The organism is Streptomyces lavendulae subsp. lavendulae, from assembly GCF_002803845.1.
In the GTDB taxonomy this organism is placed as follows: Bacteria; Actinomycetota; Actinomycetes; order Streptomycetales; family Streptomycetaceae; genus Streptomyces; species Streptomyces lavendulae.
Genome location: NZ_CP024985.1, coordinates 1,937,817 through 1,964,690, shown reverse-complemented (window position 1 = coordinate 1,964,690; position 26,874 = coordinate 1,937,817). Strand labels below are relative to the sequence as shown.

1 protein-coding gene (cut by a window edge) is annotated in these 26,874 nt (G+C 72.0%); it reads left to right on the top strand.

Features of this window, described 5'->3' with window-relative positions; all coding sequences use genetic code 11:
* Positions 1–26,874, top strand: partial view of a type I polyketide synthase gene (locus SLAV_RS08290; RefSeq protein WP_100661264.1) — the 3' portion only. It extends 7,464 nt beyond the left edge of the window; only the last 26,874 of its 34,338 coding nucleotides appear in the window; its start codon lies off the left edge, out of view; the stop codon is at positions 26,872–26,874.

Below are 26,874 nucleotides of genomic sequence, written 5' to 3'. Positions count from 1 at the left end.
GACGGGGTCCTGTCGGCGCTGGCGCAGGAGTGCGTGAACGAGGACGCCGTCTTCGTGCCCGTGCTCCGCAAGGACCGGGCTGAGGCGGAATCCCTGGTCCGCGCCGTCGCCCAGGCGTTCGTGCGGGGCGCGAAGGTGGACTGGTCCGCCTTCTTCGCCGGTACGGGTGCGCGGCGGGTGGAACTGCCGACGTACGCCTTCCAGCGTCGGCGCTTCTGGCCGGAGCCGGTCCTGGCCGGCGGAAGCCCGGCGCGGGCCCTGGCGGACGCCGGGGCCGACGGGGTCGACGCACGCTTCTGGGACGCCGTGGAGCGCGGCGACCTCGTGACCCTGCTGTCCGAACTGGAGGTGGAGGACGACGCGAGCTTCAGCGACTTCGTCCCCGCGCTGTCGGCGTGGCGCCGGCAGACCCAGGAGCAGGCGCAGGTCGACGGCTGGCGCTACCGGGTGTCCTGGAAGCCGCTCACGGCGGCGGCCCTGTCCTCCGGGGCGCCGCGCGGCGCATGGATCGTCGTCGTACCGGGTGCGGCTGAGGACGATGCCCTGGCGGCGGCTGTGGTGGAGGGGCTGGCGGCTCGGGGGGCTGAGGTCCTTCGGGTGGTGGTCGAGGGTGGTGCGGTGCGTGCCGCGCTGGCTGGGGCGACGGGTCCTGTGGCTGGTGTGGTGTCGTTGTTGGCGCTGGACGAGGCCGCGGGAGTCGTCGCGACGGCCGCCCTCGTGCAGGCACTGGGCGACGCCGGGGTGGGGGCGCCGTTGTGGTGCCTGACCCGGGGTGCGGTGAGTGTGGGCCGTTCGGACCGCCTTGTCTCTGCGGTTCAGGCGCAGGTGTGGGGTCTGGGCCGGGTTGCCGCTCTGGAGGTTCCGGAGCGCTGGGGTGGCCTGGTGGACCTTCCCGAGGTGTGGGACGAGCGGGCGATGGCCCGGCTGGCCGGTGTGCTGGCCGGTGGTCTTGCCGGTGAGGATCAGGTCGCGGTCCGGTCCTCCGGGGTGTTCGGGCGTCGGCTGGTTCGTGCGGCTGCCGGTGGTGCTGGTTCTTGGGTGCCGTCCGGGACGGTGCTGGTCACGGGCGGTACGGGTGCCCTCGGCGCCCATGTGGCGCGCTGGCTGGCCGGCGCGGGCGCCGAGCGCCTGGTGCTGACCAGTCGCCGGGGTGTGGATGCGCCGGGTGCCGCCGAGTTGGCGGCGGAGCTCGCGGAGACGGGCGTCGAGGTGTCGGTGGTGGCGTGTGACGCTGCTGACCGGGAGGCGCTGCGGGAGCTGCTTGCTGCTGAGGCCGAGACGCTGACGGCTGTGGTGCATACCGCGGGTGTGCTGGATGACGGTGTGCTGGAGGCGCTGACTCCTGAGCGGTTCGAGGGCGTGCTGCGGGCGAAGGCCACGTCGGCGCTGAACCTGCACGAGCTGACTGTCGAGCTCGGGATCGAGCTGTCCGCGTTCGTGCTGTTCTCCTCGATGAGCGGGACCATCGGTGCGGCCGGTCAGGGTAATTACGCCGCTGCGAACGCTTATCTGGATGCTCTTGCGGAGCAGCGGCGGGCCGCCGGGCTGGCCGCGACCTCGCTCGCGTGGGGTCCGTGGGCCGAGGGTGGTATGGCCGCTGATGACGCCCTTGAGGCGCGCATGCGCCGCGACGGCGTGCCGCCCATGGACGCGCAGCGCGCGATCCGTGCGCTGCGGCAGGCTGTCGGTGCCCATGACGTCGCCGTCACGGTCGCCGACGTCGAGTGGGAGCGGTACCTCTCCCACCACACCGCCGTACGCCCCAGCCCACTGTTCGGCCAGCTGAGCGACGTACGCGAGAACCGCTCCGCCCAGTCCGCATCCGGGGCCCACGGGCAGGCGCACGCGGACGCCGGGCGACCGCTCACCCTGTCCGGCCGGCTCGCGGTGCTCGCGCCCGCCGAGCAGGAGCGGGAGCTCCTGGACCTGGTCCGTACGCACGTCGCGGCCGTACTCGGTCACGGCGGCGCCGAAGCGGTGGGTGCCGAACGCGCCTTCAAGGAGCTGGGCTTCGACTCCCTCACCGCCGTCGAGCTGCGCAACCGGCTCGGCGCGGCGACGGAGCTGCGGCTCCCCGTCACCCTCGTCTACGACTACCCCACCTCCGCAGCCCTGGCCGAGTACCTCCGTATCGAGCTCGTGGGCAGCGTCTCGGTATCCGGCGCCCTGCTGCCCGTCGCCTCGGCCGTCGACGGCGACCCGATCGCGATCGTGGCGATGAGCTGCCGCTTCCCGGGTGGGGTGCGGACGCCGGAGGACCTCTGGCGCCTCCTCGCCCAGGGCACCGACGCGGTCGCCGAGTTCCCGGCCGACCGCGGCTGGAACCTGGACCGGCTGTACAGCCCCGACCCGGACCAGGCGGGAACCTCGTACGCCCGTGAGGGCGGATTCCTCGCCGGTGCGGCGGAGTTCGACGCAGACTTCTTCGGGATCTCGCCGCGCGAGGCCCTGGCCATGGACCCGCAGCAGCGCCTGCTGCTGGAGACGGCGTGGGAGGCCTTCGAGCGGGCCGGCATCGATGCCGGGACGCTGCGCGGCAGCCAGGCCGGTGTCTTCATCGGCACCAATGGGCAGGACTACCTCTCCCTGGTGGCCCGCGAACAGGACGGTCTTGAAGGCCACGTCGGCACGGGCAACGCGGGCAGCGTCATGTCCGGCCGCGTCTCGTACGTCCTCGGCCTCGAAGGCCCGGCCGTGACGGTCGACACCGCCTGCTCCTCGTCCCTCGTCGCCCTGCACTGGGCGGTCCAGGCGCTGCGTCAGGGCGAGTGCACCATGGCGCTGGCCGGCGGTGTCACGGTCATGTCGACGCCCGAGAACTTCATCGACTTCAGCCGTCAGCGTGGGCTGGCGGAGGACGGGCGGATCAAGGCGTTCGCGGAGGGTGCGGACGGTACGGGCTGGGGTGAGGGTGTCGGCATGCTGCTCGTGGAGCGGCTGTCGGACGCGCGTCGCAACGGGCACCCGGTCCTCGCGGTGGTGCGGGGTTCGGCGATCAACCAGGACGGTGCGAGCAATGGTCTGACGGCGCCGAACGGGCCTTCGCAGCAGCGGGTGATCCGGCAGGCGCTGGCCAGTGCGGGTCTGTCGGCAGCCGAGGTGGACGTGGTCGAGGCGCACGGTACGGGTACGAAGCTGGGTGACCCGATCGAGGCGCAGGCGCTGCTGGCGACGTACGGCCAGGACCGGCCCGAGGGCCGGCCGCTGCTGCTCGGTTCGATCAAGTCGAACATCGGGCACACGCAGGCTGCTGCCGGTGTGGCCGGTGTCATCAAGATGGTGCTGGCGATGCGGCACGGGGTGCTTCCGCAGACCCTGCACGTGGACGCGCCGACCCCGCACGTCGACTGGTCGGCCGGTGAGGTCGAGCTGCTGACCGAGTCGATGGAGTGGCCGGAGACCGGCCGCCCCCGCCGCGCGGGCGTCTCTTCCTTCGGCATCAGCGGCACCAACGCGCACACCATCATCGAGCAGGCCCCGGACGCCGAGCCGTCCGAGACCCCCGACGCGCTGCCGGCCGTACGCCCGGCCGGTGTCCTCCCTTACCTCCTCTCCGGCAAGACCAAGGAGGCCGTCCGGGCCCAGGCGGCGGCCCTGACCGCGCACCTGGAGGCGGCCGACGGCGCGGGGCACCCGGACGCCCTCGACCTGGCCTACTCCCTCGCCACGAGCCGTGCCCACCTCGACCACCGGGCGGGCATCGTCCTCGTCGCGGATGCCGGGGACGACGGCGAGGGCCTGCGCGACGCACTGACGCGCCTTGCTGCCGGCGAGCCCACACCCCGGACGACGACGGGCACGGCCGGTGACGGCCGCACCGCCTTCCTGTTCACGGGGCAGGGCAGCCAGCGCCTGGGGATGGGGCGTGAGCTGTATGAGGCCTTCCCGGTGTTCGCGGACGCGTTGGACGCGGTCTGCGCCCGCATGGACGGACATCTGGAACTCTCGCTGCGCGAGGTGATGTTCGGGGCGGACGCGGAGCTGCTGGACCAGACCGGCTATACCCAGCCCGCGCTGTTCGCGGTGGAGGTGGCGCTGTTCCGGCTGGTCGAGGCCTGGGGGGTGACGCCGGACTTCGTGTCCGGGCATTCGATCGGTGAGATCGCTGCCGCGCATGTGGCGGGTGTGTTGTCGCTGGAGGACGCGTGTGCGCTGGTGGCGGCGCGCGGGCGGTTGATGCAGGCGCTGCCGGGTGGTGGCGTGATGATCGCGGTGCAGGCGTCGGAGGACGAGGTCCTGCCGCTGCTGACGGACCGGGTGAGCATCGCCGCCGTCAATGGTCCGCGTTCGGTCGTGATCGCCGGTGACGAGGACGCGGCTGTTGCGGTCGTGGAGGCGTTCGCCGGTCGCAAGTCCAAGCGGCTGACCGTGAGCCACGCGTTCCACTCGCCGCACATGGACGGCATGCTGGACGACTTCCGCCAGGTGGCGGAGGGCATCACCTTCGCGGCTCCGCGGATCCCGGTGGTGTCGAACCTGACCGGTGCCCTGGTCTCGGACGAGATGGGCTCGGCCGAGTTCTGGGTCCGGCATGTGCGGGATGCTGTGCGCTTCCTGGATGGGATCCGGGCCCTGGAGGGCGCGGGTGTGACGACGTACGTCGAGCTCGGTCCTGACGGGGTCCTGTCGGCGCTGGCGCAGGAGTGCGTGAACGAGGACGCCGTCTTCGTGCCCGTGCTCCGCAAGGGCCGGGCTGAGGCGAAGTCCCTGGTGGGCGGTCTCGCGCAGGTGCATGCAGAGGGTGTGGACGTCGATTGGTCGGCGTTCTTCGCCGGTACGGGTGCGCGGCGGGTGGATCTGCCGACGTATGCGTTCCAGCGGCAGCGGTTCTGGCCCAGTGCGGTGGCTTTCGCGGGTGGGGATCCGGAGTCGATCGGCCTTGGTGACGCGGCGCACCCGTTGCTGGGTGCGACGGTTGCTCTGGCTGATTCGGGTGGGGTGTTGCTTGCGGGTCGTCTGTCGTTGGAGACGCATCCCTGGCTTGCCGATCACGTGATTCATGGTGGTGTGCTGCTGCCGGGTACGGCTTTTGTGGAGCTGGCGTTGTGTGCTGGTGACCAGGTCGGTTGTGATGTGGTGGAGGAGCTGACGCTGGAGGCGCCGCTGGTGCTGCCCGAGCGGGGTGGTGTCCAGCTGCAGTTGGTGGTGGAGGCGCCGGCTGTGGGTGGTGGGCGGGCGTTCGCTGTGTATTCGCGGCGTCAGGATGTGGTGGGGGAGGAGTTGTGGACGCGTCACGGGTCGGGTGTGCTGGCCAGTGGTGCGCGTTCCGAGGCTGCGGCGGAGTTCGGTGAGCTGGCGGTGTGGCCGCCGGTGGACGCGGTACCGGTCGACGTCAGCGGGCTCTACGCGGAGCTGGCGGAGGGTGGTGTCTCCTACGGGCCGCTGTTCCAGGGACTGAAGGCCGCCTGGAGGCGCGGAGACGACCTGTTCACGGAGGTACTGCTGCCGGAGGACGGGCGCCGAGACGCGTCCCGGTTCGGACTGCACCCGGCACTGCTCGACGCGGGACTCCACGCCATCGGCCACGGCGACCCGTCAGGGCAGGCCGATTCGGGTGCGCTGCTTCCGTTCTCGTGGGCCGGTGTCTCTCTGTATGCGGTGGGTGCTTCGGCGCTGCGGATGCGGTTGGTGGCAACGGGTGCGGGTGATCAGCGTGCGCTGGCGTTGTGGGTGGCGGACGGGTCGGGGCGGCCGGTTGCGGCGGTGGAGTCGCTGACGTTGCGTCCGGCTTCTGCCGAGCAGGTCAACGCGGCGGGTGCCGCTCACGTGGAGTCGCTGTTCCGCGTGGAGTGGACGGCTGCGGCCCCGCAGGAGGCTCCCGTCGGGGAGCTGCGATGGGCGGTGCTGGGCCGGGACGAGATGGGCCTCGGAAGCACGGGCGTCGTCCAGGTCACCGAGTACGCCGATGTGGACGCCTTCGCGGTGGCGTTGGAGGCGGGTGAGCCGGTTCCGGACGCGGTGTTCGTTGCTCCGTCTGTCGGGGTGTCGGCTGAGGGTGTCGTGGAGGCTGTCCATGGGGCGGTCGGTGCGGCGTTGGAGTTGGTGCAGGGGTGGCTGGCGGATGAGCGGTTCGCCGGTATGCGTCTGGTGTGGTTGACGTCGGGTGCGGTGGCTGTTGGGGCCGGTGCGGGTGTGAGGGATCTGGCGGGTGGCGCGGTGCGCGGTCTGCTGAGGTCGGCGCAGTCGGAGAATCCGGGGCAGCTGGTGATGCTGGATCTGGATGTGGATCTGGATGGTGATGGGGTCGGGGCTGTCGCGGCTGCGTTGGCTTCGGGTGAGCCGGAGCTGGCGATCCGGGCGGGTGTGGTCAGTGTTCCGCGTCTGGTGCGTGTGCTGTCTTCGGAGAGCGGGGCTGGGGCGGAGGCTGGTTTCGGTCCGTCGGGGACGGTGCTGGTGACCGGTGCCACGGGCAGCCTGGGCCGGCTTTTCGCCCGGCATCTGGTGACGGCGTTCGGGGTGGAGCGGCTGTTGTTGACGAGCCGTCGGGGTCCGGCGGCCGAGGGTGCGGATGAGCTTGTTGCGGAGTTGGTCGGGCTGGGTGCGCATGTCGATCTGGTGGCGTGTGACATCGCTGACCGGGATGCGCTGGCCGCTGTGCTGGATGGTGTTTCGGCTGAATATCCGCTGACTGGTGTGGTGCACACGGCGGGTGTGCTGGATGACGGTGTGCTGGCTTCGTTGACGGCGGAGCGGGTGGCGGGGGTGCTGCGTCCGAAGGTGGATGCGGCCTGGAACCTGCATGAGCTGACCAGGGGCTTGGACCTGGATGCTTTCGTGTTGTTCTCGGGTGCGGCTGCGGCGTTCGGTGCTGCGGGGCAGGCGAGTTACGCTGCGGCGAACGCGTTCCTGGAGGGTCTGGCCGAGCAGCGGCGGGCCGAGGGGCTGCCGGCGACGGCGCTCGCCTGGGGCCTGTGGGCCCCGCAGAGCGGTGGCAGCGGTATGGCGGGTCGGCTCGACGAGGTCGATCTGCGGCGCATCGCTCGGGACGGGGTCGGCGCGCTGGCGGCCGACGAGGGCCTGGCGCTTTTCGATGCGGCGATGGTGGTGGATGCGGCGGTGCTGCTGCCGATGCACCTGGATGTTGCGGTGCTGCGGGCGCAGGCGGTGGCTGCGGGTTCGACGCCCGCGCTGCTGCGGGCGCTGGTACGGGTTCCGGCGCGTCGGATGGTGGAACGGCGGGACGGTGGTGCGGAGGGTGGTTCGCCGCTGGTCGCGCGGCTGATGGGGCTGCCGGTGGCCGAGCGGGAGGGTGTGCTGCTGGAGCTGGTCTGCGGGCGGGTTGCCGTGGTGCTGGGTCACTCGGGTGCGGGTGCGGTGGATGCCGAGCGTGCCTTCCGGGATCTGGGCTTCGACTCCCTGACGGCCGTGGAGCTGCGGAACGTGCTGAAGGCGGAGACGGGTCTGCGTCTGCCGCCCACGCTGATCTTCGATTACCCGACCCCTGTCGCACTGGCCCGCCACCTCCTGGCCGAACTCGCCGTGACCAGCGGAGCTGGTGACCGGGTTGAGCACGGTCGGCGGACGCCGGTACGGATCGCTGCGGGTGTGGCGGACGACCCGATCGTGATCGTGGGCATGGGCTGCCGCTTCCCCGGTGGGGTGCGGACGCCCGAGGACCTGTGGCAGCTCGTCGCCTCGGGCGGGGACGGCATCACCGCGTTCCCGACGGACCGCGGCTGGAACGGAGAGGCGCTTTACCACCCGGACCCGGACCATGCGGGTACCTCTTACACGCGTGAGGGCGGCTTCCTGCACGAGGCGGCGGAGTTCGACCCGGCGTTCTTCGGGATCTCCCCGCGCGAGGCCCTGGCGATGGACCCGCAGCAGCGGCTGCTGCTGGAGACCTCGTGGGAGGCCTTCGAGCGGGCGGGCATCGACCCGATGTCCATGCGGGGCAGCCGGACCGGCGTCTTCGCCGGCGTCATGTACCACGACTACGTGAGCGGCATCGGCATCGGAGACGGCGCCGGTGCGGGAGACGAACTGCCCGAGGGCGTCGAGGGATACCTCGGCACCGGGAACGCCGGCAGCATCGCCTCCGGCCGTATCGCCTACACCTTCGGCCTGGAGGGCCCGGCGGTCACCGTCGACACGGCGTGCTCCTCGTCGCTGGTCGCGCTGCACTGGGCGATCCAGGCCCTGCGCAACGGCGAGTGCGACATGGCACTGGCCGGCGGTGTCGCGGTCATGGCGACGCCGGAGACGTTCATTGACTTCAGCCGCCAGCGTGGTCTGGCGACCGATGGTCGTTGCAAGTCCTTCGCGGAGGGTGCGGACGGGACCGGTTGGGCCGAGGGTGCGGGCATGCTGCTGGTGGAGCGGCTGTCGGACGCGCGTCGGCACGGGCATCCGGTGCTGGCGGTGGTGCGTGGTTCGGCGGTCAACCAGGACGGTGCGAGCAATGGTCTGACGGCGCCGAACGGGCCGTCGCAGCAGCGGGTGATCCGTGAGGCGCTGGCCGGTGCGGGTCTGTCGACCGCGGATGTGGACGCGGTGGAGGCGCACGGTACGGGTACGCGGCTGGGTGACCCGATCGAGGCGCAGGCGCTGCTGGCGACGTACGGCCAGGAGCGGGCGGAGGGCCGGCCGCTGCTGCTCGGTTCGATCAAGTCGAACATCGGTCACACGCAGGCTGCTGCCGGTGTGGCCGGTGTGATCAAGATGATCATGGCGATGCGGCATGGAGTGCTGCCGAAGACGCTGCACGTGGACGCGCCTTCCTCGCAGATCGACTGGGAGGCGGGCGATGTCCGCCTGCTGACCGATGCGGTGGAGTGGCCGGAGACCGGCCGCCCGCGCCGCGCGGGCGTGTCCTCGTTCGGCATCAGCGGCACGAACGCGCACACGATCATCGAGCAGCCGCCGGTCACCCACGTGACAGAGGTACCGGGCGTGGGCGTAGCGCTGCCGATGGTGCCCTGGGTGCTCTCGGCAAAGGGTGAGGACGCCCTGCGGGCGCAGGCGCGTCAGCTTGAGTCGTACGTGCTGTCCGCGGTGGATGCGCGTCCGCTCGATGTCGCGTGGTCGTTGGCGTCGGGCAAGGCGCTGTTCGAGGACCGGGCGGCGGTCTTCGCCGCTGACCGTGAGGGGCTGCTGGCCGGCCTCGCGGCGCTGGCGGACGGCCGTACGTCGGCCGGTGTGGTCGAGGGATCACCGGTCTCCGGCAAGCTCGCCTTCCTCTTCACCGGTCAGGGCAGCCAGCGCCTGGGCATGGGCCGCGAGCTGTATGACACCTTCCCGGTGTTCGCGACCGCCCTGGACGAGGTGTGCGCGCGGTTCGAACTGCCGCTTAAGGACGTGCTGTTCGGTACGGACGCAGGTCTCCTGGACGAGACGCGCTACACCCAGCCCGCGCTGTTCGCGGTGGAGGTGGCACTGTTCCGGCTGGTCGAGGCCTGGGGCCTGAAGCCCGACTACCTGTCCGGTCACTCCATCGGTGAGATCGCCGCCGCGCATGTGGCGGGGGTGTTGTCGCTGGAGGACGCGTGTGCGCTGGTGGCGGCGCGCGGCCGGCTGATGCAGGCGCTGCCGGCCGGTGGCGTGATGATCGCGGTGCAGGCGTCGGAGGACGAGGTCCTGCCGCTGCTGACCGACCGGGTGAGCATCGCCGCCGTCAATGGTCCGCGTTCGGTCGTGATCGCCGGTGACGAGGACGCGGCGGTTGCGGTCGTGGAGGCCTTCGCGGATCGCAAGTCCAAGCGGCTGACCGTCAGCCACGCGTTCCACTCGCCGCACATGGACGGCATGCTGGACGAGTTCCGCCAGGTGGTGGAGGGGCTGTCCTTCGCTGCCCCGCGCATCCCGCTCGTCTCCAACCTGACCGGGTCTCTCGTCTCGGGCGAGATGAGTTCGGCCGAGTTCTGGGTCCGGCACGTCCGCGAAGCCGTGCGCTTCCTCGACGGCATGCAGGCCCTCGAAGCGGCCGGCGTGACGACGTACCTCGAACTCGGCCCCGACGGGGTGCTGTCGGCGCTGGCGCAGGACTGCCTGACCGGTGACGCCGACACCGCCTTCCTCCCCGTCCTGCGCGCAGGACGGGTCGAGGCCGAGACGTTCGTCGGCGCCGTGGCCCAGGCACATGTGCGGGGTGTGGAGGTGGACTGGTCCGCCTTCTTCGCCGGTACCGGCGCCCGCCGGATCGAGCTCCCGACGTACGCCTTCCAGCGCCAGCGCTACTGGCTGCAACTGACGGGCGCGGCTGCGCGGAACGGTCTCGCGGGTGATCTGGACTCCCGTTTCTGGGACGCGGTGGAGCGTGAGGACATGGAGTCCCTCGCCGACACGCTGGAGATGGAGGACGAGGGCGCGTGGAGCTCGGTCCTGCCGGCCCTCTCGGCGTGGCGCCGCGGCCTGCGGACCCAGTCCGAGGTCGACGCGTGGCGGTACCGGGTGTCCTGGAAGCCGCTGACGGACTCCGTGGGGGGTGCGCGGCTTTCCGGGGTGTGGCTGGTGGTTGTTCCGGCCGGTGGTGTGGATGACTCGGCTGTGGTGGAGGGGCTGGCGGCGCGCGGTGCCGAGGTACGCCGCCTCGTGGTCGAGGCCGGTACGGACCGGGCCGCGCTGGCTGGGCTGCTGACCGGGGCCGGTCCTGTGGCTGGTGTGGTGTCGTTGTTGGCGCTGGATGAGGCTGCGGGTGTGGTGCCGTCGGCTGAGCTGGTGCAGGTGTTGGGTGAGGCCGGGGTGGGGGCGCCGTTGTGGTGCTTGACCCGGGGTGCGGTGAGTGTGGGTCGTTCGGATCGTCTGGTGTCTGCGGTTCAGGCGCAGGTGTGGGGTCTGGGCCGGGTTGCTGCTCTGGAGGTTCCGGAGCGCTGGGGTGGCCTGGTGGACCTTCCCGAGGTGTGGGACGAGCGGGCGATGGGCCGGCTGGCTGGTGTGCTGGCCGGTGGTCTTGCCGGTGAGGACCAGGTCGCGGTCCGGTCCTCCGGGGTGTTCGGGCGTCGGCTGGTTCGTGCGGCTGCCGGTGGTGCTGGTTCTTGGGTGCCGTCCGGGACCGTGCTGGTGACTGGTGGTACGGGTGCGCTGGGTGGTCGGGTTGCGCGCTGGCTGGCCGGTGCGGGCGCCGAGCGCCTGGTGCTGACCAGCCGCCGGGGTGTGGATGCGCCCGGTGCGGCCGAGCTGGTGGAAGAGCTCGGCGTCCTGGGTGTGGATGTGTCGGTGGTGGCGTGTGACGCTTCTGACCGGGAGGCGCTGCGGGAGCTGCTTGCTGCTGAGGCCGAGACGCTGACGGCTGTGGTGCATACCGCGGGTGTGCTGGATGACGGTGTGCTGGACGCGCTGACTCCTGAGCGGTTCGAGGGAGTGCTGCGGGCGAAGGCGGTCTCCGCGCTGAACCTGCACGAGCTGACTGTCGAGCTCGGGATCGAGCTGTCCGCGTTCGTGCTGTTCTCCTCGATGAGCGGGACCATCGGTGCGGCGGGTCAGGGTAATTACGCCGCTGCGAACGCTTATCTGGATGCTCTTGCGGAGCAGCGGCGGGCTGCCGGGCTGGCCGCGACCTCGCTCGCGTGGGGTCCGTGGGCAGGCAGCGGTATGGCCGCTGATGACGCCCTGGAGGCGCGGATGCGGCGTGAGGGGCTGCCGCCCATGGCGCCCGACACCGCGATGGCCGTCCTGCGCCAGAGCGTGAGCTCGTCGGGTGATGCAGCTCTGCTCGTCGCGGACGTGGACTGGGAGCGGTTCGGCCCGGCCTTCACCGCGGTACGGCCCAGCACCCTCTTCGCCGAGCTGCCGGAGACCCGCCCTGCCGGCACGGCAGCCCGTGCGGAATCCGTCGGTGCGCCGGTCGGGAAGTTCGCCGGGCTCGGTGCGGCCGAGCTGGAGCGGGAGCTGCTCGGGCTGGTCCGCGCTCAGGTTGCCGCAGTACTCGGGCACGACGGCGCCGACGCCGTCGGGGCCGAACGGGCCTTCAAGGAGCTCGGTTTCGACTCGCTCACGGCCGTCGAGCTGCGCAACCGGCTCGGCGCCGTCACCGGTGTGACCCTGCCGGCGACGCTGATCTTCGACTACCCGACGGCCTCCGCCCTCACCGCCTTCCTCCGCGACGAACTGCTGGGCAACCAGGCCGAGATCGCCGGTCCGGTGGTCGTCGCGGGCCCGGCCCTGGACGACGACCCGATTGCGATCGTGGCGATGAGCTGCCGCTTCCCGGGTGGTGTGCGGACGCCGGAGGACCTGTGGCGTCTGCTGTCCGAGGGTGGTGACGCCATCGGTGAGTTCCCGGCCGATCGTGGTTGGGACCTGGAGCGGCTCTACAACCCGGATCCCGACCAGCAGGGCACGTTCTACGCCCGTGAGGGCGGGTTCATCTACGACGTCGCCGACTTCGACGCCGACTTCTTCGGTATCTCGCCGCGCGAGGCCCTGGCCATGGACCCGCAGCAGCGGCTCCTGCTGGAGACCACCTGGGAGGCCTTCGAGCGCGCCGGGATCGACCCGGCAACCGTGCGCGGCAGCCAGGCCGGCGTCTTCGTCGGCACCAACGGCCAGGACTACGACGGCACGTTCCAGGTCATCCCGGAGGGCATCGAGGGCTTCCTCGGTACCGGCAATGCGGCGAGTGTCGTTTCCGGTCGCCTGTCCTACGCCTTCGGGCTGGAGGGTCCGGCCGTCACCGTCGACACGGCGTGCTCGGCTTCCCTCGTCGCCCTGCACTGGGCCGTTCAGGCCCTGCGCAACGGCGAGTGCTCCCTCGCCCTGGCCGGCGGTGTCACCGTGATGTCCTCGCCGGGCGCGTACATCGACTTCAGCCGCCAGCGTGGTCTGGCCGCCGACGGCCGGATCAAGGCCTTCGCGGCGGGCGCGGACGGTACGGGCTGGGGTGAGGGCGTGGGCATGCTGCTCGTGGAGCGGCTGTCGGACGCCCGTCGCAACGGGCACCCGGTCCTCGCGGTGATCCGCGGCTCGGCGATCAACCAGGACGGGGCCAGCAACGGCCTGACCGCACCCAACGGGCCGTCCCAGCAGCGCGTCATCCGCGCCGCCCTCGCCAGCGCCGGCCTGTCGGCCGCCGAGGTGGACGTGGTCGAGGCGCACGGTACGGGGACCCGGCTGGGTGACCCGATCGAGGCGCAGGCGCTGCTGGCGACGTACGGCCAGGAGCGGTCGGCCCACGAGCCGCTGCTGCTCGGTTCGATCAAGTCGAACATCGGGCACACGCAGGCCGCTGCCGGTGTGGCCGGCGTCATCAAGATGGTGCTGGCGATGCAGCACGGGGTGCTTCCGCAGACCCTCCACGTGGACGAGCCCACCCCGCACGTCGACTGGACGGCGGGCGACATCGAGATCCTGACCGAGCGGCGGGACTGGCCGGAGACCGGCCGCCCGCGCCGGGCCGGCATCTCCTCGTTCGGCTTCAGCGGCACCAACGCCCACACCATCATCGAGCAGGCCCCGGAGGTCGAGCAGACGGAACCGGCCGGGTTGCCGCAGGCACGTCCCGGTGGCCTGCCGTGGGTGCTGTCAGCGAAGAGCGAGGCGGCCCTCCGGGTCCAGGCCGAGCGCCTGGGCGCCTGGTTCGCCTCGAACGAGGACCTCGCGTCGCCCGCCGATGTCGCCTACTCCCTGGCCACGTCGCGGTCGGCGCTCGAACACCGGGCCACGGTCGTAGCCGAGGAGCCGGCAGCGTTCGCCGCCGCGCTGAACGCTCTCGCGGCCGGTGAGCCCGTACCCGGGCTGGTACGCGGTACGGCTTCCTCCGGCGGGCTGGCCTTCCTGTTCACGGGGCAGGGCAGCCAGCGCCTGGGGATGGGGCGTGAGCTGTATGAGGCCTTCCCGGTGTTCGCGGACGCGTTGGACGCGGTCTGCGCCCGCATGGACGGACACCTGGAACTCCCGCTACGCGACGTGGTGTTCGGGACGGACGCGGAGCTGCTGGACCAGACCGGCTATACCCAGCCCGCGCTGTTCGCGGTCGAGGTGGCGCTCTTCCGCCTCGTGGAGAGCTGGGGGCTGAAGCCCGACTTCCTCTCCGGGCACTCCATCGGCGAGATCGCCGCCGCGCACGCCGCCGGGGTCTTGGACCTGGACGACGCGTGCAGGCTGGTCGCCGCCCGCGGCCGGCTGATGCAGGCCCTGCCCGCAGGCGGCGCCATGATCGCCGTCCAGGCGTCCGAGGACGAGGTGCTGCCGCTGCTGACGGACCGGGTGAGCATCGCCGCCGTCAACGGGCCGACCTCGGTGGTCATCGCCGGTGACGAGGACGCGGCGGTCAAGGTCGCCGAGGCCTTCGTGGCGCAGGGGCGCAAGACCAAGCGGCTGACGGTCAGCCACGCGTTCCACTCGCCCCACATGGACGGCATGCTGGCCGACTTCCGCAAGGTGGCGGAGGGGGTCACCTTCGCCGCCCCGCGCATCCCGGTCGTCTCCAACCTGACCGGTGCCCTGGTCTCGGACGAGATGAGTTCGGCAGAGTTCTGGGTCCGGCATGTGCGGGATGCTGTGCGCTTCCTGGATGGGATCCGCGCCCTGGAGGGCGCGGGTGTGACGACGTACGTCGAGCTCGGTCCTGACGGGGTCCTGTCGGCCCTGGCGCAGGAGTGCGTGAACGAGGACGCCGTCTTCGTGCCCGTGCTCCGCAAGGACCGGGCTGAGGCGGAATCCCTGGTCCGCGCCGTGGCCCAGGCGTTCGTGCAGGGCGCGAAGGTGGACTGGTCCGCCTTCTTCGCCGGTACGGGTGCGCGGCGGGTGGATCTGCCGACGTATGCGTTCCAGCGGCAGCGGTTCTGGCCCAGTGCGGTGGCTTTCGCGGGTGGGGATCCGGAGTCGATCGGCCTTGGTGACGCGGCGCACCCGTTGCTGGGTGCGACGGTTGCTCTGGCTGATTCGGGTGGGGTGTTGCTTGCGGGTCGTCTGTCGTTGGAGACGCATCCCTGGCTTGCCGATCACGTGATTCATGGTGGTGTGCTGCTGCCGGGTACGGCTTTTGTGGAGCTGGCGTTGTGTGCTGGTGACCAGGTCGGTTGTGATGTGGTGGAGGAGCTGACGCTGGAGGCGCCGCTGGTGCTGCCCGAGCGGGGTGGTGTCCAGCTGCAGTTGGTGGTGGAGGCGCCGGCTGTGGGTGGTGGGCGGGCGTTCGCTGTGTATTCGCGGCGTCAGGATGTGGTGGGGGAGGAGTTGTGGACGCGTCACGGGTCGGGTGTGCTGGCCAGTGGTGCGCGTTCTGAGGCTGCGGCGGAGTTCGGTGAGCTGGCGGTGTGGCCGCCGGTGGACGCGGTACCGGTCGACGTCAGCGGGCTCTACGCGGAACTCGCCGGGGACGGCATGGCCTACGGGCCGCTGTTCCAGGGACTGAAGAGCGCATGGCGGCGCGGCACGGAACTCTTCACCGAGGTGGCGCTCCCCGAGGAGGGCCATCAGGACGCGGCCCGGTTCGGGCTGCACCCGGCACTGCTCGACGCCGGACTTCACGCCATCGGCCACGGCGACCCCGCCGCGGCCGAGACCGGCGCGCAGCTGCCGTTCTCGTGGGCGGGTGTCTCTCTGTATGCGGTGGGTGCTTCGGCGCTGCGGATGCGGTTGGTGGCGACGGGTGCGGGTGATCAGCGTGCGTTGGCGTTGTGGGTGGCGGACGGGTCGGGGCGGCCGGTTGCGGCGGTGGAGTCGCTGACGTTGCGTCCGGCTTCTGCCGAGCAGGTCAATGCGGCGGGTGCCGCTCACGTGGAGTCGCTGTTCCGCGTGGAGTGGGTGGCTGCCGGGGCCGGTGCGCCGGTGGAGGCGGCAGACCTTCGCTGGGCGGTACTGGGCCGGGACGAGTTCGGTCTGGGTACTACGGATGCGCAGGTCACCGAGTACGCCGATGTCGATGCCCTCGTGGTGGCGTTGGAGGCGGGTGAGCCGGTTCCGGACGCGGTGTTCGTTGCTCCGTCTGCCGGGGTGTCGGCTGAGGGTGTCGTGGAGGCTGTCCATGGGGCGGTCGGTGCGGCGTTGGAGTTGGTGCAGGGGTGGCTGGCGGATGAGCGGTTCGCCGGTATGCGTCTGGTGTGGTTGACGTCGGGTGCGGTGGCTGTTGGGGCCGGTGCGGGTGTGAGGGATCTGGCGGGTGGCGCGGTGCGCGGTCTGCTGAGGTCGGCGCAGTCGGAGAATCCGGGGCAGCTGGTGATGCTGGATCTGGATGTGGATCTGGATGGTGATGGGGTCGGGGCTGTCGCGGCTGCGTTGGCTTCGGGTGAGCCGGAGCTGGCGATCCGGGCGGGTGTGGTCAGTGTTCCGCGTCTGGTGCGTGTGCTGTCTTCGGAGAGCGGGGCTGGGGCGGAGGCTGGTTTCGGTCCGTCGGGGACGGTGCTGGTGACCGGTGCCACGGGCAGCCTGGGCCGGCTTTTCGCCCGGCATCTGGTGACGGCGTTCGGGGTGGAGCGGCTGTTGTTGACGAGCCGTCGGGGTCCGGCGGCCGAGGGTGCGGATGAGCTTGTTGCGGAGTTGGTCGGGCTGGGTGCGCATGTCGATCTGGTGGCGTGTGACATCGCTGACCGGGATGCGCTGGCCGCTGTGTTGGATGGTGTTTCGGCTGAATATCCGCTGACTGGTGTGGTGCACACGGCGGGTGTGCTGGATGACGGTGTGCTGGCTTCGTTGACGGCGGAGCGGGTGGCGGGGGTGCTGCGTCCGAAGGTGGATGCGGCCTGGAACCTGCATGAGCTGACCAGGGGCTTGGACCTGGATGCTTTCGTGTTGTTCTCGGGTGCGGCTGCGGCGTTCGGTGCTGCGGGGCAGGCGAGTTACGCTGCGGCGAACGCGTTCCTGGAGGGTCTGGCCGAGCAGCGGCGGGCCGAGGGGCTGCCGGCGACGGCGCTCGCCTGGGGCCTGTGGGCCCCGCAGGGCAGGAACGGCGCAGCCGGTGCCGGAATGGCGGCGAGCCTTGACGAGGCCAACCTCCGCCGTATCGCCCGAGAGGGCGTCGCCGCACTCGCCGCTGAAGAAGGCCTGGCGCTTTTCGATGCGGCGATGGTGGTGGATGCGGCGGTGCTGCTGCCGATGCACCTGGATGTCGCGGTGCTGCGGGCGCAGGCGGTGGCTGCGGGTTCGACGCCCGCGCTGCTGCGGGCGCTGGTACGGGTTCCGGCGCGTCGGATGGTGGAACGGCGGGACGGTGGTGCGGAGGGTGGTTCGCCGCTGGTCGCACGGCTGATGGGGCTGCCGGTGGCCGAGCGGGAGGGTGTGCTGCTGGAGCTGGTCTGCGGGCGGGTTGCCGTGGTGCTGGGTCACTCGGGTGCGGGTGCGGTGGATGCCGAGCGTGCCTTCCGGGATCTGGGCTTCGACTCCCTGACGGCCGTGGAGCTGCGGAACGTGCTGAAGGCGGAGACGGGTCTGCGTCTGCCGCCCACGCTGATCTTCGATTACCCGACCCCTGTCGCACTGGCCCGCCACCTCCTGGCCGAACTCGCCTTGACCACCGGAGCCGACGAGCAGAACCTCGGCCGCGGGCAGCTGATGGCCCGCGTTCGGCCGGTCACCGGTGTGGTGGACGACCCGATCGTGATCGTGGGCATGGGTTGCCGCTTCCCCGGTGGGGTGCGGACGCCCGAGGACCTGTGGCAGCTCGTCGCCTCGGGCCAGGACGGCATCACCGCGTTCCCGACGGACCGCGGCTGGAACGGAGAGGCGCTTTACCACCCGGACCCGGACCATGCGGGTACCTCTTATACGCGTGAGGGCGGCTTCCTGCACGAGGCGGCGGAGTTCGACCCGGCGTTCTTCGGGATCTCCCCGCGCGAGGCCCTGGCGATGGACCCGCAGCAGCGGCTGCTGCTGGAAACCTCGTGGGAGGCCTTCGAGCGGGCGGGCATCGACCCGACGTCCATGCGGGGCAGCCGGACCGGCGTCTTCGCCGGCGTCATGTACCACGACTATGCGACCGGCTACGGCAACGGCGAAGAGCTGCCCGAGGGTGTCGAGGGCTACCTCGGCACTGGTATCTCCGGCAGCATCGCCTCGGGCCGCGTTTCGTACGCGTTCGGCCTGGAAGGTCCGGCCGTCACGGTCGACACGGCCTGCTCGTCCTCCCTAGTCGCGCTGCACTGGGCGATCCAGGCCCTGCGCAACGGCGAGTGCGACATGGCACTGGCCGGCGGTGTCGCGGTCATGGCGACGCCGGAGACCTTCGTTGACTTCAGCCGCCAGCGTGGTCTGGCGACCGATGGTCGTTGCAAGTCCTTCGCGGAGGGTGCGGACGGGACCGGTTGGGCCGAGGGTGCGGGCATGCTGCTCGTGGAGCGGCTGTCGGACGCGCGTCGGCACGGGCATCCGGTGCTGGCGGTGGTCCGTGGTTCGGCGGTCAACCAGGACGGTGCGAGCAATGGTCTGACGGCGCCGAACGGGCCGTCGCAGCAGCGGGTGATCCGTGAGGCGCTGGCCGGTGCGGGTCTGTCGACCGCGGATGTGGACGCGGTGGAGGCGCACGGTACGGGTACGCGGCTGGGTGACCCGATCGAGGCGCAGGCGCTGCTGGCGACGTATGGCCAGGAGCGGGTGGAGGGCCGGCCGCTGCTGCTCGGTTCGATCAAGTCGAACATCGGTCACACGCAGGCTGCTGCCGGTGTGGCCGGTGTGATCAAGATGATCATGGCGATGCGGCATGGTGTGCTGCCGAAGACGCTGCACGTGGACGCGCCTTCCTCGCAGATCGACTGGGAGGCGGGCGATGTCCGCCTGCTGACCGATGCGGTGGAGTGGCCGGAGACCGGCCGCCCGCGCCGCGCGGGTGTCTCTTCGTTCGGCATCAGCGGCACGAACGCGCACACGATCATCGAGCAGCCGCCGGTCACCGACGTGACAGAGGCATCTGCGGAGGCCGCCCCGCTGCCGGTGGTGACGTGGACGCTGTCCGCGAAGGGTGAAGATGCCCTGCGGGCGCAGGCGCGCCGTCTTCAGTCCTTCGTCCTGTCCACGCCCGATGTGCGTCCGGTGGACGTCGCGTGGTCGTTGGCGTCGGGCAAGGCGCTGTTCGAGGACCGGGCGGCGGTCTTCGCCGCTGACCGTGAGGGGCTGCTGGCCGGCCTCGCGGCGCTGGCGGACGGCCGTACGTCGGCCGGTGTGGTCGAGGGATCACCGGTCTCCGGCAAGCTCGCCTTCCTCTTCACCGGTCAGGGCAGCCAGCGCCTGGGCATGGGCCGCGAGCTGTATGACACCTTCCCGGTGTTCGCGACCGCCCTGGACGAGGTGTGCGCGCGGTTCGAACTGCCGGTGAAGGACGTGCTGTTCGGCACGGACGCAGGTCTCCTGGACGAGACGCGCTACACCCAGCCCGCGCTGTTCGCGGTCGAGGTGGCACTGTTCCGGCTGGTCGAGGCCTGGGGCCTGAAGCCCGACTACCTGTCCGGTCACTCCATCGGTGAGATCGCCGCCGCGCACGTGGCGGGTGTGCTGTCGCTGGACGACGCGTGTGCGCTGGTGGCGGCGCGCGGCCGGCTGATGCAGGCGCTGCCTTCGGGTGGTGTGATGATCGCGGTGCAGGCTTCGGAGGACGAGGTCCTGCCGCTGCTGACCGACCGGGTGAGCATCGCCGCCGTCAACGGGCCGACCTCGGTGGTCATCGCCGGTGACGAGGACGCCGCCGTCGCGGTCGTGGAGGCCCTCTCCGACCGCAAGACCAAGCGCCTCACCGTCAGCCACGCGTTCCACTCGCCGCACATGGACGGCATGCTGGACGACTTCCGCCAGGTGGTGGAGGGGCTGTCCTTGACTGCCCCGCGCATCCCGCTCGTCTCCAACCTGACCGGGTCTCTCGTCTCGGACGAGATGAGTTCGGCCGAGTTCTGGGTCCGGCACGTCCGCGAAGCCGTCCGCTTCCTCGACGGCATGCAGGCCCTCGAAGCGGCCGGCGTCACGACGTACCTCGAAATCGGCCCGTCGGGCGTGCTCTCCGCCCTGGGCCAGGAATGCGTGAGCGGCGAGACCGCCGGCTTCGTACCCGTTCTGCGCAGCGGGCGGCCCGAGCCGGAGACGGCCGTCGCCGCACTGGCCAAGGCCCACGTGCGGGGCGCGGAGGTGGACTGGTCCGCCTACTTCGCCGGTACGGGTGCCCGGCGCATCGAGCTGCCGACGTACGCCTTCCAGCGCCAGCGCTACTGGCTGGAGATGCCGGCGGCTCCGGCAGCCCGCAGGGGTGCCGGGGACGACATGGATTCCCGTTTCTGGGACGCGGTGGAGCGTGAGGACATGGAGTCCCTCGCCGCCGCCCTGGACCTGGACGACGAGAACGCCTGGGACACCGTCCTGCCGGCCCTGCCCGCCCTGTCGGCGTGGCGCCGTGGTCTGCGGACCCGCTCCGAGGTGGACGCATGGCGCTACCGGGTGTCGTGGAAGCCGCTGACGGACTCCGCTGCCGGTACCGGGCTGTTGGGCACCTGGCTGCTCGTGACGCCTGCCGGGGACGTGGACGACACGGCCGTGGCGGGTGCGCTGGCGGCACGCGGTGCCGAGGTGCACCGGGTTCAGGTCGCGCCGGGCACCGATCGGGGTGCTCTGGGCGGGCTTCTGACCGGGGCCGGCCCCGTGGCTGGTGTGGTGTCGCTGCTGGCGCTGGACGAGGCCGCCGGGGTGGCCCCCACGGCTGGGCTGCTTCAGGCGATGGGCGACGCCGGGGTGGGGGCACCGTTGTGGTGCCTGACCCGGGGCGCGGTGAGTGTGGGCCGTTCGGACCGTCTCGTCTCTGCGGTTCAGGCGCAGGTGTGGGGTCTGGGCCGGGTTGCCGCTCTGGAGGTTCCGGAGCGCTGGGGTGGCCTGGTGGATCTTCCTGAGGTGTGGGACGAGCGGGTGATGGGCCGGCTGGCTGGTGTGCTGGCGGGTGGTTTTGCCGGTGAGGATCAGGTCGCGGTCCGGGCTTCGGGGGTGTTCGGGCGTCGGCTGGTTCGTGCGGCTGCCGGTGGTGCTGGTTCTTGGGTGCCGTCCGGGACTGTGCTGGTGACTGGTGGTACGGGTGCGCTGGGTGGTCGGGTTGCGCGGTGGCTGGCTGGTGTGGGTGCCGAGCGCCTGGTGCTGACCAGTCGCCGGGGTGTGGATGCGCCGGGTGCGGCCGAGTTGGCGGCGGAGCTCGCGGAGACGGGCGTCGAGGTGTCGGTGGTGGCGTGTGACGCTGCTGACCGGGAGGCGCTGCGGGAGCTGCTTGCTGCTGAGGCCGAGACGCTGACGGCTGTGGTGCATACCGCGGGTGTGCTGGATGACGGTGTGCTGGAGGCGCTGACTCCTGAGCGGTTCGAGAGCGTGCTGCGGGCGAAGGCCACGTCGGCGCTGAACCTGCACGAGCTGACTGTCGAGCTCGGGATCGAGCTGTCCGCGTTCGTGCTGTTCTCCTCGATGAGCGGGATGACCGGTGCGGCCGGTCAGGGTAATTACGCTGCTGCGAACGCCTACTTGGATGCTCTCGCGGAGCAGCGGCGGGCCGCCGGGCTGGCCGCGACCTCGCTCGCGTGGGGTCCGTGGGCCGAGGGTGGTATGGCCGCTGATGACGCCCTGGAGGCGCGGATGCGGCGTGAGGGGCTGCCGCCCATGGCGCCCGACACCGCGATGGCCGTCCTGCGCCAGAGCGTGGGCTCGTCGGACGGTGCGGCTCTGCTCGTCGCGGACGTGGACTGGGAGCGGTTCGGCCCGGCCTTCAGCCTCGTACGGCCCAGCACCCTCTTCGCCGAGCTTCTGGAGACCCGGCCCGCCGGATCCGCCGACCGGCCCGAGGTGGCCGGGTCGCCGGTCGACCGGCTGGCCGGGCTCGGTGCGGCCGAGCTGGAGCGGGAGCTGCTCGGGCTGGTCCGCGCTCAGGTTGCCGCAGTACTCGGGCACGACGGCGCCGACGCCGTCGGGGCCGAACGGGCCTTCAAGGAACTCGGGTTCGACTCGCTCACGGCCGTCGAGCTGCGCAACCGGCTCGGCGCCGTCACCGGTGTGACCCTGCCGGCGACGCTGATCTTCGACTACCCGACGGCCTCCGCCCTCACCGCCTTCCTCCGCGACGAACTCCTCGGGACCCAGGCCGAGATCGCCGGACCCGTCGCCATCGCGACCGACGACGACCCGATCGCGATCGTCGCGATGAGCTGCCGCTTCCCGGGTGGTGTGCGGACGCCGGAGGACCTGTGGCGTCTGCTGTCCGAAGGCGGTGACGCCATCGGTGAGTTCCCGGCCGATCGTGGTTGGGACCTGGAGCGGCTCTACAACCCGGATCCCGACCAGCAGGGCACGTTCTACGCCCGTGAGGGCGGGTTCATCTACGACGTCGCCGACTTCGACGCCGACTTCTTCGGGATCTCCCCGCGCGAGGCCCTGGCCATGGACCCGCAGCAGCGCCTGCTTCTGGAGACCACCTGGGAGGCCTTCGAGCGCGCCGGGATCGACCCGGCAACCGTGCGCGGCAGCCAGGCCGGCGTCTTCGTCGGCACCAACGGCCAGGACTACGGGGCGATGCTCCAGACGGTTCCGGACGGCATCGAGGGCTTCCTCGGTACCGGCAACGCGGCGAGTGTCGTTTCCGGTCGCCTGTCCTACGCCTTCGGGCTGGAGGGTCCGGCCGTCACCGTCGACACGGCGTGCTCGGCTTCCCTCGTCGCCCTGCACTGGGCCGTCCAGGCCCTGCGCAACGGCGAGTGCTCCCTCGCCCTGGCCGGCGGTGTGACCGTCATGTCCTCGCCGGGCGCGTACATCGACTTCAGCCGCCAGCGTGGTCTGGCCGCCGACGGCCGGATCAAGGCCTTCGCGGCGGGCGCGGACGGTACGGGCTGGGGTGAGGGCGTGGGCATGCTGCTCGTGGAGCGGCTGTCGGACGCCCGTCGCAACGGGCACCCGGTCCTCGCGGTGATCCGCGGCTCGGCGATCAACCAGGACGGGGCCAGCAACGGCCTGACCGCACCCAACGGGCCGTCCCAGCAGCGCGTCATCCGCGCCGCCCTCGCCAGCGCCGGCCTGTCGGCCGCCGAGGTGGACGCGGTCGAGGCGCACGGCACCGGCACCACCCTCGGCGACCCGATCGAGGCCCAGGCCCTGCTGGCCACCTACGGCCGGGAGCGGACCGACGGGCAGCCCCTCTTCCTGGGCTCCATCAAGTCGAACATCGGGCACACCCAGGCCGCTGCCGGTGTGGCCGGCGTCATGAAGATGGTGCTGGCGATGCAGCACGGGGTGCTTCCGCAGACCCTCCACGTGGACGAGCCCACCCCGCACGTCGACTGGACGGCGGGCGACATCGAGATCCTGACCGAGCGGCGGGACTGGCCGGAGACCGGCCATCCGCGCCGGGCCGGCATCTCCTCGTTCGGCTTCAGCGGCACCAACGCCCACACCATCATCGAGCAGGCGCCGTCCGCCGAGGACCTGACGCCGGAGCCCGCGCCGCAGCAGCGGCCCGTGCCCGTGCCGTGGGTGCTGTCCGCGAAGAGCGAGGCCGCGCTCCGCGTCCAGGCCGAGCGCCTGGCCGCCCGGCTCGGATCCGACGACGCGCCGTACACCCCCGCCGACGTCGCCTACTCCCTGGCCACGTCGCGGTCGGCACTCGGACACCGGGCCGTGGTCGTCGCCCAGGAGCGCGAGGAGTTCCTCACCGCGCTCAAGGCCCTCGCCATCGGCGAGCAGCCGACGGGGGCGGTGCGCGGTACGGCTTCCTCCGGCGGGCTGGCCTTCCTGTTCACAGGGCAGGGCAGCCAGCGTCTCGGCATGGGGCGTGAGCTGTATGACGCCTTCCCGGTGTTCGCGGACGCGCTGGACGCGGTCTGCGCCCGCATGGACGGACACCTGGAACTCCCGCTGCGCGACGTGGTGTTCGGGACAGACACGGAGCTGCTGGACCAGACCGGCTATACCCAGCCCGCGCTGTTCGCGGTCGAGGTGGCGCTCTTCCGCCTCGTGGAGAGCTGGGGGCTGAAGCCCGACTTCCTCTCCGGGCACTCCATCGGCGAGATCGCCGCCGCGCACGCCGCCGGGGTCTTGGACCTGGACGACGCGTGCACGCTGGTCGCCGCCCGGGGCCGGCTGATGCAGGCCCTGCCCGCAGGCGGCGCCATGATCGCCGTCCAGGCGTCCGAGGACGAGGTGCTGCCGCTGCTGACGGACCGGGTGAGCATCGCCGCCGTCAACGGGCCGACCTCGGTGGTCATCGCCGGTGACGAGGACGCGGCGGTCAAGGTCGCCGAGGCCTTCGTGGCGCAGGGGCGCAAGACCAAGCGGCTGACGGTCAGCCACGCGTTCCACTCGCCCCACATGGACGGCATGCTGGCCGACTTCCGCAAGGTGGCGGAGGGTGTCACCTTCGCCGCCCCGCGCATCCCGGTCGTCTCCAACCTGACCGGTGCCCTGGTCTCGGACGAGATGAGTTCGGCCGAGTTCTGGGTCCGGCATGTCCGCGAGGCGGTCCGCTTCCTGGACGGGATGCGTGCCCTGGAGGCGGCCGGGGTGACCACGTACCTCGAACTCGGTCCGGACGGGGTGCTCTCCGCCCTCGCCCAGGACTGCGTCACCGAGGACGCCGCCACCTTCGCACCGCTGCTCCGCAAGGGTCGCGCCGAGGCGGAAGCCCTGGTCACCGCCCTGGCCCGGGCCCACGCCCACGGGGTCGCCGTCGACTGGTCCGCGTACTTCGCCGGCAGCGGCGCCCGCCGCGTCGACCTGCCCACGTACGCCTTCCAGCGCAAGCGGTACTGGCTGGAAGAGGCCCACCGCCCGTCGGCGGCCGGGTCCGACGCCGCGGGCGGCGCGGCGGTGGACGCACCGTTCTGGGAGGCCGTAGAGAACGCCGACCTCGCCGCGCTCACCGCCACCCTGGACATCGACGCCGACCAGCCGCTGAGCGCCCTGCTCCCGGCACTGTCCGCCTGGCGGCACCGGCGTACCGAGCACTCGGTGGTCAACACCTGGCGCTACGGCGTCACCTGGAAGCCGCTGCCCGCGGCGGACGTCTCCGCCCGCCCCTCCGGCACGTGGCTGGTCGTCACCCCGGTGGCGGGCGCCGACAGCGGACTCCCCGCCGTCGCGGACGCGCTGCGGGCCCAGGGCGCGGACGTACGGGAAGTCGCGCTGGACCCGGCCGTCACCGACCGGGGCGGCGTGGCCGACCGGCTGCGTACGGCCCTCGCCGGGGACCGGGAGGCGGCGGGCGTGGTGTCGCTGCTGGCCCTCGCCGAGGCCCCGCACCCGGCCCACCCGGCCGCGCCCGCCGGGGTGCTGCTCACCGGGACGCTGGTCCAGGCGCTCGGCGATGCCGAGGTCGACGCACCGCTGTGGTGCCTGACCTCGGGCGCCGTGGCGACCGGCCCCGCCGACCGGGTCCGCAGCGCCGCGCAGGCACAGGTCTGGGGGCTCGGCCGGGTGATCGCCCTGGAGCACCCCGAGCGCTGGGGCGGCCTGGTCGACCTGCCCGCCGCCGCCGACGGCCGGACGCTCGACCGGCTGCTCGCCGTACTCGGCGGAGCCGACGCGGGCGGGGCCGAGGACCAGATCGCCGTACGCGCCTCGGGCCTGCTCGTACGCCGCGTCGAGCACGCCGCCGCGACGCCCGCTGCCACCGGCGCCGACGCCGGAGCGCGGCCCGCCTCCTGGCGGGCGCGCGGCACCGTCCTGGTCACCGGCGGCACGGGCGCGCTCGGTGCGCACGTCGCCCGCTGGCTGGCCGCCCACGGCGCCGAGCACCTGGTGCTGGCCGGGCGGCGCGGAGCGCAGGCGCCGGGCACGCAGGCCCTGCTCGCGGAGCTCGCCGCGCTCGGAGTCCGCGCCACGGCCGTGGCGTGCGACGTGTCCGACCGGCAGTCCGTGAGCGAGTTGCTCGCGGCGCTGCGCGAGGACACCTCGGCCCCCGCCCTCACCGCCGTCTTCCACACGGCGGGCGTCGGCCAGCTGACCCCGCTCGCCGAGAGCGGGCCGGACGAGGTCGCCTCGGTCCTCGCCGCCAAGGCGGCCGGGGCCGACCACCTCGACGAGCTGCTCGGCGACACGGAGCTGGACGCCTTCGTCCTCTTCTCCTCCATCGCCGGCATCTGGGGCAGCGGCGGCCAGGGCGCCTACGCGGCGGCCAACGCGCACCTCGACGCGCTGGCGCAGCGACGCCGCGACCGCGGGCTGACGGCCACCGCCATCGCCTGGGGGCCGTGGGCCGAGGGCGGGCTCGTCGCCGACGACGAGGCCGCCGGGCAGCTGCGGCGACGCGGCCTGCCGGTGATGGCCCCCGACCGGGCCGTCGCCGCACTCCAGCAGGCGCTGGACGCGGACGACACCAACGTCACCGTCGCCGACGTGGACTGGGACCTGTTCGTCCCGGCCTTCACCGCCTCCCGGCCACGCCCGCTCATCGCGGACCTGCCCGAGGTGCTCCGCGTCCTCGACGCCGAACGGCAGGCGGCCGGCCCCGGCACCGACGGGGACGGCGCCGCCGCCGAAGCCGACCGGCTGGTGGCCGAACTGCGGGGCATGGGGGCCGAGGAGGCCGAACGCACCCTGCTCGGCCTGGTCCGCGGCCACGTCGCCGCGGTCCTGGGGCACGAGGGGGCCGCCACCGTGGAGGCGGGCCGTGCCTTCAAGGAACTGGGCTTCGACTCGCTCACCGCCGTGGAACTGCGCACCCGCCTCGGCGCGGCCACCGGGCTGCGGCTTCCCGCCGCCCTCGTCTTCGACCACCCCACGCCCGCCGCCCTGGCCGCGCACATCCGCGCGGAACTCCTCGGTGAGGACACGGAGCCCGCGCTCCCGGCGCTCGCCGAGATCGACAAGCTGGAATACGTCCTCTCGTCGGTCCCCGGGGAAGACGCCGCGGAACGCGCCCGCGTCACGGCCCGGCTCGAAGCGCTCCTGGCGAACTGGAACAGGACCGAGCGGGCCGCCCTCGCCCAGGAGGACGAGGAGACGGTCATCGAATCGGCTTCCGCCGAGGACCTCTTCGACATCATCAACAACGAATTCGGAAAAGCCTGA